The sequence below is a fragment of the Variovorax sp. P4_D9 genome, assembly GCF_056401695.1.
On record NZ_JBFUIU010000324.1, the window covers coordinates 1 to 9,714 of the forward strand.

The window sequence follows — 9,714 nt, forward strand, 5'->3', positions numbered from 1 at the left end:
CATGAGCCAGCAACTGCATCGTCTCGACGAATCACAGCGGCAGGCGGCCGCGAAGCTCGTGGATCTCAATGAGCAGCTGTCGCGCGCGAGCAGGGCCAAGTCCGAGTTCCTGGCCAACATGAGCCACGAACTGCGCACCCCGATGAACGCGATTCTCGGATTCAGCGAAATGATGATCGACGGCATCTACGGCGAGGTCCCGGCCGAACTGAAGGAGCCGCTCACCGACATCCAGGTCAATGGCCGAAACCTACTGCGGCTGATCAACGACGTGCTCGACCTGTCCAAGATCGAGGCCGGCCGCATGGAACTGGCGCTCAACGAGTACGCCGTCAGCGATGTGGTCAACACCGTGCGAACGTCCCTGCGCTCGATCGCGGCGGAGAAAGGGCTGGCGTTCACGGCGCACGCGCCGGAGGATCTGCCGGTGGCCTACGGCGACAGCGGGCGGCTCGCCCAGTGCTTGACCAATCTGGCTGGCAATGCATTGAAATTCACGCGACAGGGGCAGGTCGATATCGCCGTCGAGCTCGTGGGTGATGAGCTCATCTACCGCGTCTCCGACACCGGCATCGGCATCGCCCAGGATGAACTCGACAACATCTTCACCGAGTTCCGCCAGGTCGATACGACCATCACGCGGGAGTTCGGCGGAACGGGGCTCGGCCTCAGCATCTCGAAGAAGTTCGTCGAAAGGCTGGGCGGCCGTATCTGGGTCGAAAGCGAATTGGGGAAGGGCTCCACCTTCATGTTTTCCGTGCCGTTGCGCGCGGGCGAAAGAGAGGCCGGTTCATGACCGAGCGCAAGATCCTCTATGTCGAGGACAACGAGTACAACCGGAAGATCGTTCGGCAGTTGCTCAAACGCTCGGCCTGCCGCCTGATCGAGGCGGCCGACGGCGAGACCGGTGTCGCACTCGCGCAGCAGGAGTTGCCCGATCTGATCCTGATGGATGTGCAGCTTCCCAAGATGTCCGGACTCGAAGCCACGAGGCTGCTGACCACGGAAGCGGCCACGCGCCACATTCCGATCATCGTGATCACATCGTACGCATTGAGCGGCGACCGCGAGAAGGCGCTCCAGGCCGGCGCCTCCAGTTACCTCGCTAAGCCCTACAGCCCGAGCGAACTGCTCACGATGGTCAAGCAGTTTCTTCCCGATATCTGACCGCAATACGAGGGGGCCATGGCCATGATCGTTCGAAACGCGCAGCGCATCGTGGTGGCGGCACTGGGTCTGGCGATGGGCCCTGGCGCCATCGCGGCGCAGGCCGAGGAAGAGCAGGCGCAGCAGTTCACGCCGGAATTCCGTGAAGTCCACAAGGGCTTCGACGCCAAGCACACGCCCAGAATCACCGCCCCGGACAGCGTGCGCCGCGGCGCCTGGTTCAACGTCACCATCAGCGTCGGTGCCGACTCACCGCATCCGTCGCTCTCGGAGCACTTCGTGCGCTACATCGCGCTCTACAAGGACTCGGTGGAGATCGCGCGGGCCTACCTGCACCCCGTCTATTCGGCGCCGACGGTGACATTCAGGGTTGCGCTCGACGAGGGCGGGACGCTGCGAGCCGTGGAGGAGCCGACGCATTCCGCCGCCTGGGAGGCATCGAAGAAGATCAACGTCGCCCCTTGAGGGCTGCACCGGGGCTTGCGGCTTTACCGGGGCTTCAGTTCCACGGTGAGTTGCGCGGGCTTTTCATCGCTCACGTTGACGCTCGCAGGCACCGTGCCGAGGGTTTCATGCCAGACCTGCAACTGGTACCGGCCCGGCGGAAGATTGTCGAACGCAAAGCTTCCGTCGGCACCGGTGACCGCATAGAAGCGGTGCGCCGCAACGACGACCCATGCCGTCATCCAGGCGTGCAGGTCGCAGTTGATCCGGACGATCTCGGGCTGGGCGAAGGTGATCGGAATCGTCCGCCCCATCGGTTGCGTCCGGTTGAAGGAGACGTTGGCTTTCGGGGTCGCGTGAATGTTGTGGAGCAGGCGATCGCTGTTCAGGAAGTCCACGGTTCCGCCGGCCAGAACGACGACGACCCTGGGAATGAAAGCGCATCCCTTCTGGTCGACTTCGACCTTCTGGGTGGCTGGAGGAGCGGCACCGGTCGGCGCGTTCTCGATCCAGACGACGGCGTTGCGAATCTCGCGACTAGCGGAGACCTGCAGGTCGTCAGCGGGTTTTTCGTTGCCGCACAGGTACTGGTCGATCGTGACGGGCACCTTGGCCGGCGCGGGGGCTGGTCCGCCGAACACGACCTTGCCCTTGATGCTGCCGGCAAGGCTGTGGCCGCTCAGGCCGCACGCCAGGAGCAGCGCCAGGACTTGCAGGACCCGGACGGCGTTCAAGGGGAATTTCCCCCGGCGTCGTTCTCGATGCGCTTGCTCGTGTCGACTTGAAACAGCATGCGGGTCCCTTTCGTGCGTGGTGCGGGCAGGCCTCAAGCATGCGGGCAGTTGGCCCTGCGGATCCAATGTCCACAATGTCCGTGCATCTATTCGCGGCATTCGGTAGCATCACGGGCATCCGATGAGGAAGCATCTCATGAGCAAACGATCCATCGCAATCAAGCAAGACTCTGCCGCGGGCGAAACCCAGACCGGCAAGTGGGAAGTCGTCGAGCCCCAAGGTGGCACGCCCTATGCAAGCTTCACCTACACGGTCACCGAAATTTCGAGCGTCGCCGGGCGCACACGCATCAATTCCCGGACAACGCGGATGACCGACGGAAAGCTCCTGACGGAAAAGCTCGACGGCGAACTCGACGGTAGCGCATTCGAGCGCCTCGCAATGCAGGCCCACGCACAGTTCGCCAGCCAGTTGCGGGCCATGATGCAGCCCTTCAGTTGGCTGCTTCCATCGGCTCGAGACCGGGGAGAGTAGCCGGGCGCGGGGGCCGCCGTCAGGTTCGTCACATCCTTGAACTGCATGCGGGCGTGACCTACGCTTGCGCCACTACACTAAGGAGACCGGCATGACCCTCGCTACGACAGCCCCATTCCCCAACCTCAATGCCAGCTTCCAGCCGCTCTTCGAGTGGCAGGCGGCATGGGTCGACAGTTTGATGCAGGCCCAGAAGCTCCAACTCGAGATCCTGGGCGCCTGGCGCAACCCGCTTTATCAAGAGCTGTGGGACCAGTGGATTGCGCATTTCGGAGGCGGCGTTCCGATCGACGCGTAGCTGCAGGATCGGCGCGCTGGTGATTCCGGTCCTGTAGCTTGTCCGACATGCGCTAGGCCCCGGGGATGAACCGTTCAACGAACAGCAGCAGATTCAACACAAGGCACAGTGCGACGACGTCGAAGCCCTCGCCTTGCACGATGCCGTGGGCACGCGCGGTCCAGCTCGGAGCGGCGGAGTCGGCCGACGCATAGGAGGCCGGCAATCGGTGGCCGCAGCATTTGCAGGCCCGGGAGCTCTTCCGGTTGACGGTGCGGCACAGGCCGCAGACATCCACGGACGAGTGCATCGCACTGATCAGCGCAAGATCCACGAGACTGCCGAAGGCAGCAGTGGAAGGTGTTGGTCGGACGGACGGCTCGGGTGCGCGCAGGGAAGTCATAGCAAACTCCTTCACATTGAACCAGCCTGATGCGAGCCTCGTGGCCCTACTCGAGCGGCAGCCCGCTGGCATGGCCAGGCCCCGCCGACGCCAGAACGACCTGCCGCACGAAATCACGGGCCGACTGCTGCTCGGCGGTTTCGGCCCTGATCGCGGCGTGCTCGAAGCCTTCCAGACGAATCCATGACAGCAGTGCATGGTCCGACGTGGACAGTTCGTGGTCCCCCTGGGCCTCCCGGTGCGCCAACGCCACGCGCAGCGAAAARCGCCACTCGACCGGAATGCCCAGCAGGCTGTCGAGCAGCCGGCTCGCGATCCGGGCCGCCCGCGGCGCCAACTCGCAGGCCGCACGGTAGTGCGAGGCGAGGGCTGCTGGAACGTCCGGCGGGGTCATGGCCCGGATGGAGCAAGCCTTGGGCCTGTTCGAAGCCGTGGGGCCGCGCCTGCGGCCGCCCTCGGCGCGGAGGTCGGAATGCCGCTCCGGGGTCCGCGCCGAGTCGGCAAGTTGTGCGTTCCGCGGGCGGATCTTGCGGCAAAGCTTGCACGCGCATGAGCGCTTGGCCGGCCCGGCGAATCGCATAATGACAGCCGTGCGGGACTGCCGAATCCGGCCCCGGCGACGCCATGAAGAAATTGACCCCCGACCATCTCGAAGAGGAACTCGGCAGCCTGATCGACAACGTCGTCCCGAACCGCGGCTACGACATGACGCCGCTGGTGGGCATCGGCGGCTCGGCCGGCGCCATTCCGGCCCTGCAAGCCTTCTTCAGCAGCCTTCCGCCCCAATCGGGCATTGCCTTCGCGGTGGTGCTCCACCTCGCGGCCGAGCGCGAGAGCATCGTGGCCGAGATCCTTCAGCGCAGCACTTCGATGTCGGTGCTGCAAGTCAACGAGGCCTCGAAGGTGCGGCCCGACACCGTCTACGTGATTCCGCCCGGCAAGGCACTCAAGTCCGCCAACGGCTACCTGCAGCTGGCCGAACTCGACCTCACGCCGGGCAAGCGCGTCGCTGTCGACCTGTTCTTCCGCGGCCTCCCGGACACCCATGGCCCGCATGCTGCCGCCGTGGTGCTGTCGGGCGGCGATGGCGACGGCGCGATCGGGATCAAGCGCATCAAGGAACGCGGCGGGCTGACCGTCGCGCAGGACCCGGCGGAGGCCGAGCACGCCAGCATGCCGGCCGCGGCGATCGCCACCGGCATGGTGGACTGGATCCTGCCGGTGGCGGAAATCCCGACGCGCTTGCTCGACTACTACGGCATCGAGAAACGGCTGCGCCTGCCGCCGGAGGAGGGTCCGCATCCGGCCGTCACGACAGGCGCCATCGAGACCGACGACACGCCGCTGCGCGAGGTCCTGGCCTTCCTGCGGGCGCGCACCGGGCGGGACTTCGCCTACTACAAGCGCGCCACCATCGTGCGCAGGATCGCACGCCGCATGCAGGTCAACGGCGTGGACAGTCTGGCCGGCTATCTTGATTGCCTGCGTACCCGTTCCGGCGAGTCCGGGGCGCTGCTACAGAACCTGCTGATCTCGGTGACCAACTTCTTTCGCGACGCCGAGTGCTTCGACGCCCTGAATCTCCACATCCCGGCTCTGTTCGAGGGCAAGGGGCCGAACGACGTGGTGCGCGTGTGGGTGGCCGCCTGCGCGACCGGCGAGGAGGCCTACTCGATCGCGATCCTGCTCTCAGAATACGCCCGCACGCTCGAGGCCCCGCCGACCCTGCAGGTCTTTGCTTCGGACCTCGACGAGAGCGCGGTGCAGGCGGGACGCGAGGGCCGCTATCCGCTGGCGATCGAGGCCGACCTCTCGGCCGACAGGTTGCGGCGCTACTTCGTCAAAGAGCACGACGGCTACCGCGTGCGGCGCGAGGTGCGCGAGATGGTCTTGTTCGCCGCGCACGACCTGCTGCGCGATTCGCCCTTCTCGCGGCTGGACCTGATCAGCTGCCGCAATCTGCTGATCTACCTGGACCCGGTGGCGCAGGCGCGGGTGTTCGAGGTGCTGGGCTTCGCGCTGATGCCGCATGGCCGGCTGTTTCTCGGCGTCTCCGAATCGGTGGAGGACGGCAACCCGCATTTCAGCGTGCTCGACAAGAAGCATCGCATCTACGCCCGCCGCGACGTGCCGACCTCCGGGATTCCGCTGCCCGCCGGTCGGAGCACCCTGGCCCTCGCGATGGACGTGGGGCGCGCCCTGCGCGAACCGCCCGTGGTGGCCGGCCGGATCTTCCAGCAGGCCGCACTTGCGTCCGGCCGCGCAGCCATGGACTGGCGCAGCGCCTCGTGGGGCGAGGTGCATCTGAAGCTGCTCGAGCACCTCTGCGCACCGTCCCTGCTGGTCGATCGGCACGACGAGATCGTCCACCTGTCGGCCAGCGCGGGCCGATTCCTGCAGCACAGCGCCGGCGAGCCGACGCGCAACCTGCTGCGACTCGTGTTGCCCGCCCTGCGCATCGAGTTGCGGGCGGCGCTCCACCAGGCCGCACGCACCGGGCTGGCGGTCGAGTCCCCACCGACGGCGGCCACGGTCGACGGCGCCGAGCGCCAGGTCGCGATCCGCGTGGTGCCGGTGCGAGACGGCGGGCTCGATTTCACGCTGGTCATCTTCGACACGCCCCCGCAGCCAGCCCTGCGCGGCGATGCGGCGCCGCCGCCTCGCGAGAGTGCCGATCCATTGGTGCAGCAGCTGGACCGGGAACTGGAGCGCATGCGCGCTCATCTGCAGGACACCGTCGAGCAGTACGAGAACTCCACCCAGGACCTGAAGGCCAGCAACGAGGAACTGCAGGCCATCAACGAGGAACTGCGCTCGGCCACCGAGGAACTGGAGACCGGCCGCGAAGAGCTGCAGTCGATCAACGAGGAGCTGACCACCGTCAACCAGGAGCTCAAGTGCAAGGTCGACGAGCTGGCGCATGCCAACAGCGACATGCAGAACCTCATGAACGCGACCGCGATCGCCACCGTGTTCCTCGATCGCGACTTGCGCATCACGCGCTATACGCCGGCGGCCGTGCGGCTGTTCAACCTGATTCCCGGTGACGTYGGCCGCCCGCTGTCCGATCTCGCTCCGCAGTTGCAGTACCCGGCCCTGGGCGACGATGCGGCGCACGTGCTCGACAAGCTGATCCCGATCGAGCGCGAGGTCGGGCGTGACGACGGCAGCTGGTTCATGGCCCGTCTTCTGCCCTATCGGACCACCGAGGATCGCATCGCGGGCGTCGTGCTGTCGTTCATCAACATCACCGAGCGCAAGCAGGCCGAGCAGGTGAGCCAGTGGCTGTCGACCGTCGTCGCCTCTTCGGTGGACGCCATCATCAGTTTCTCGCTCGAGGGCCAGATCCTGAGCTGGAACAGCGGCGCGCAGCGCATCTTCGGCTACGCGGCCGACGAGGCGGTCGGTCGCTCGATCACGATGCTGGCGCCCGACGGCGATCCGCTCGAGCGACTCGGCATCCTCGAACGCGTGAAGAACAACCAGAGCGTCGAGAACCTCGAGACAGCGTACGTCGCGAAGGATGGGGCGCAGATCCACCTGTCGCTCACTGTGTCCCCGATCGTCGATGCCCACGGTGCCGTCGTCGGCGCCACGGCGACCGCGCGCGACGTCGGCGAAGCCAGGCGCGCCCAGGAGGCGCTGCGCAGCAGCGAGGAACGGCTGCGGCTGGTGGTCGAGAACGCGCGCGACTACGCCATTTTTTCGACCGACATCAACCGCGTCATCACGAGCTGGAACGCCGGCGCCGAGCGCCTGCTGGGCTACACCGAGGCCGAGGTCAAGGGAGGGCTGGCCGACATCATCTTCACCGACGAGGACCGGGCGGCGAACGCGCCCGTGCAGGAGGCCGAGACCGCCACCTTCAAGGAACGCGCCGCCGACGAGCGATTCCACCAGCGCAAGGACGGCACGCGCTTCTGGGGCAGCGGGGTCCTGATGCGCATGCACGACGGCAGTGGACGCGTGATCGGCTTCGTCAAGATCCTGCGCGACCAGACGGCGGCGCGAGAGGCGCAGGCCGCGCTCGAACTCAGCCAGGCCGATTTGCTGAAAGCGCTGAGGCAGAACGAGCGCGCGCGGGCCGAACTGGAATCGGCGGACGCTGTCAAGGACCGGTTCATCGCCGTGCTGTCGCACGAACTGCGCAACCCGCTGGCTTCCATGGCCAGCGCGTCCGATCTGCTTGCCAGCGAGCAGACGCACGACGACGAGCGCCGGCGGGCGGCGCAGGTCATCCAGCGCCAGGTCCGCAGCATGAAACTGCTGGTCGACGACCTGCTCGACGTCTCGCGCCTGGCCATCGGACAACTCGAACTGCGCAGGCTCGACGTCGCCGTTGCGGATCTCGCCGGCGCGGCCGTCGAAACGGCGAAGCCGCTGATCGAGGCGGCACGGCACAGGCTCGAGATCGAGCTGCCTTCGAAGCCGATCCATGTCCACGTCGATCCGCTGCGCATCGGCCAGGCGCTGGTGAACCTGCTGGCCAATGCGGCGCGCTACACGCCCTCGGGGGCGTGCTGGTGCTGGCTGCCGAACGGCAGGCCGACAACGTCTGCATCTCGGTGTCGGAACCCGAGACCATCGCGCGCATCTTCGAGCTCTATGCCCAGGGTCCGGCGGCGGCGCAACGGGGCGAAGGGCTCGGGATCGGCCTGGCGCTGGTCCGCAGCATCGTCGAGCAGCACGGCGGGCGCATCGAAGCCTTCAGCGACGGACTGGGGTGCGGCAGTCGTTTCTGCGTGACCCTGCCCTTGGCCGCGCAATCGCCGGCGCGGCGCGAAGCCGCCGAGCCCGAGCCGTCTCACTCGACGCAGCGGCTCCGGATCCTGGTCGCCGACGACAACGTCGATGCCGGCTGGGCGCTGAGCCGCCTGCTACAGATCGCGGGCCACGAGACGCTGGTCGCTTCGAGCGGCAGGCAGGCGCTCGACACGGCCGAGCGCCTGCATCCCGATGCGGCGATTCTCGACATCGGCATGCCTGACCTGAACGGCGTCGACGTCGCGCGTTCACTGAGGCGACAGGCCTGGGCGGCGCGGATGCCGCTGATCGCCTTGAGCGGCTGGGGCGATGCAGTGACGCGGCACGATGGTGCGGACGTCTTCGATGCCCACCTCACGAAGCCCGCGGGCGTGGCCGAGGTGCTCGAGGCCGTGACCCAGGCGAGGGCCGTCCGGGCCCCGGCCTGAGGCTCCTGGGGCACAGGCTTAAGACGACTGGTACTCCTTCAGCCGGTTGTACAGCGTCTTCATGCTGATGCCGAGCAGCGCTGCCGTCGGCTCCTTGCGCCGCCGGCAGTGCGCGTAGGTGGCGAGGATCAGTTCGCGCTCGACGTCGGCCAGCGGCGTCCCGACCCGGAAGCTGAGCGTCGGCGCATCGGGGTCGCCCGACACGGGCCCGGGAGCCGTCTCGCCTGCAACGGGCGTCGAGGCGTCGCGTTCATGCGGCAGCCACTGGTCGCCGATCACCTCGGTCCCCGCCATGACCCAGGCCCGCTGCACGGCGTTGCGCAGTTCCCGCACGTTGCCGGGCCAGCGGTACTCGGCCAGGCGGGCGAGGGCCGCCGGCGTGAAGCGCTTGCGGCTCTGCTCCTGCACTTCGAGTTCGTGCAGGAAGCTGTCCGCCAGCAGCGGCACGTCCTCGAGGCGGTCGCGCAGCGGCGGCAGATGGATCGGGAAGACGTTGACGCGATAGAACAAGTCCTCGCGTAGGACGCCCTCGGCCACCGCCTGCGCGGCGTCCCGGTTGGTGGCGGCAATGATTCTCACATCGGTCTGCTGGACCTGCGTCGAGCCCACGCGCATGAAGGTTGCGCTTTCAAGGACGCGCAAGAGCTTGACCTGCAGGCCGAGCGGCATCTCGGTGATCTCGTCCAGGAACAGCGTGCCGCCGCGGGCGCGCTCAAAAAAGCCCTGGTGCAGGCGGTCGGCGCCGGTGAAGCTGCCGCGCTCGTGGCCGAAGATCTCGCTTTCGATCAGGTTCGGCGACAGCGCACCGCAATTGACCGCGAGAAAGGGGAGTTCGCGTCGCCGACTCAGAGAGTGAGAGTTTTTCTCCGAGCCCGTCAAACTGGCACGGGAATGGCTTCGCAGTTGGCATGACGACGCAGATTGATGCAAGCGAAGTGACCCGAGATGTGGCGCTGTTCGAT

The 9,714-nt window shown here is 66.8% G+C and carries 9 protein-coding genes and 3 pseudogenes; 8 read left to right on the forward strand and 4 right to left on the reverse strand.

What is annotated here, in order from left to right; translation table 11 throughout:
* From AC1DY5_RS29075 to AC1DY5_RS29085, 3 genes are all read left to right on the forward strand, one after another.
* Positions 1-796 (forward strand): sensor histidine kinase (locus tag AC1DY5_RS29075; protein ID WP_478117060.1); only part of this gene is annotated, 796 nt, incomplete at its 5' end.
* Positions 793-1,167, forward strand: coding sequence for a response regulator (locus AC1DY5_RS29080; protein WP_478117061.1), 375 nt, complete (start codon positions 793-795; stop codon positions 1,165-1,167). The genes AC1DY5_RS29075 and AC1DY5_RS29080, both read left to right, overlap by 4 nt.
* Positions 1,168-1,185: 18 nt before the next feature.
* A complete protein-coding gene (locus AC1DY5_RS29085; protein WP_478117063.1) occupies positions 1,186-1,632 on the forward strand; it encodes a desulfoferrodoxin family protein in 447 nt (148 codons plus the stop codon).
* A 23-nt stretch (positions 1,633-1,655) separates the two neighbouring features.
* Here AC1DY5_RS29085 and AC1DY5_RS29090 read toward each other — a convergent pair whose 3' ends face one another.
* Positions 1,656-2,471: a carboxypeptidase regulatory-like domain-containing protein gene (locus AC1DY5_RS29090; protein WP_478117065.1), complete on the reverse strand. Its 816-nt coding sequence runs from the start codon at positions 2,469-2,471 to the stop codon at positions 1,656-1,658.
* Between the two features lie 70 nt (positions 2,472-2,541).
* Here AC1DY5_RS29090 and AC1DY5_RS29095 point away from each other — a divergent pair, with 70 nt between their 5' ends.
* The gene (locus tag AC1DY5_RS29095) at positions 2,542-2,880 is read left to right on the forward strand and encodes a hypothetical protein (protein ID WP_478117066.1); all 339 of its coding nucleotides are present in this window, start codon (positions 2,542-2,544) and stop codon (positions 2,878-2,880) included.
* 91 nt (positions 2,881-2,971) lie between these two features.
* Complete coding sequence (locus tag AC1DY5_RS29100) at positions 2,972-3,178, forward strand: hypothetical protein (protein ID WP_478117068.1); 207 nt, start codon at positions 2,972-2,974, stop codon at positions 3,176-3,178.
* 52 nt (positions 3,179-3,230) lie between these two features.
* On the opposite strand, the gene AC1DY5_RS29105 is transcribed toward AC1DY5_RS29100, so the two are convergent.
* The gene (locus AC1DY5_RS29105; RefSeq protein ID WP_478117070.1) at positions 3,231-3,560 is read right to left on the reverse strand and encodes a hypothetical protein; all 330 of its coding nucleotides are present in this window, start codon (positions 3,558-3,560) and stop codon (positions 3,231-3,233) included.
* A gap of 46 nt (positions 3,561-3,606) precedes the next feature.
* Positions 3,607-3,954 carry a hypothetical protein gene (locus AC1DY5_RS29110; RefSeq protein ID WP_478117072.1) on the reverse strand — a complete coding sequence of 116 codons (348 nt, stop codon included), beginning with the start codon at positions 3,952-3,954 and terminating at the stop codon, positions 3,607-3,609.
* A 311-nt stretch (positions 3,955-4,265) separates the two neighbouring features.
* On the opposite strand from AC1DY5_RS29110, the pseudogene AC1DY5_RS29115 reads away from it, so the two are divergent.
* The 3 genes and pseudogenes from AC1DY5_RS29115 to AC1DY5_RS29125 form a co-directional block, all read left to right on the forward strand.
* Positions 4,266-7,799, forward strand: a pseudogene (locus AC1DY5_RS29115) (PAS domain S-box protein); the annotation flags it as partial.
* Between the two features lie 326 nt (positions 7,800-8,125).
* Positions 8,126-8,260, forward strand: a pseudogene (locus AC1DY5_RS29120) (ATP-binding protein); the annotation flags it as partial.
* A 42-nt stretch (positions 8,261-8,302) separates the two neighbouring features.
* Complete coding sequence (locus tag AC1DY5_RS29125; protein WP_478117074.1) at positions 8,303-8,752, forward strand: response regulator; 450 nt, start codon at positions 8,303-8,305, stop codon at positions 8,750-8,752.
* A gap of 18 nt (positions 8,753-8,770) precedes the next feature.
* On the opposite strand, the pseudogene AC1DY5_RS29130 reads toward AC1DY5_RS29125, so the two are convergent.
* Positions 8,771-9,628, reverse strand: a pseudogene (locus tag AC1DY5_RS29130) (sigma 54-interacting transcriptional regulator); the annotation flags it as partial.
* Between the last annotated feature and the right edge of the window lie 86 nt (positions 9,629-9,714).

Bases quoted from the DNA above. Each gene is read 5' to 3' on its own strand.
- AC1DY5_RS29080 (WP_478117061.1), top strand. From the start codon at position 793: ATGACCGAGCGCAAGATCCTCTATGTCGAGGACAACGAGTACAACCGG.
- AC1DY5_RS29085 (WP_478117063.1), top strand. From the start codon at position 1,186: ATGGCCATGATCGTTCGAAACGCGCAGCGCATCGTGGTGGCGGCACTG.
- AC1DY5_RS29095 (WP_478117066.1), top strand. From the start codon at position 2,542: ATGAGCAAACGATCCATCGCAATCAAGCAAGACTCTGCCGCGGGCGAA.
- AC1DY5_RS29100 (WP_478117068.1), top strand. From the start codon at position 2,972: ATGACCCTCGCTACGACAGCCCCATTCCCCAACCTCAATGCCAGCTTC.
- AC1DY5_RS29105 (WP_478117070.1), bottom strand. From the start codon at position 3,560: ATGACTTCCCTGCGCGCACCCGAGCCGTCCGTCCGACCAACACCTTCC.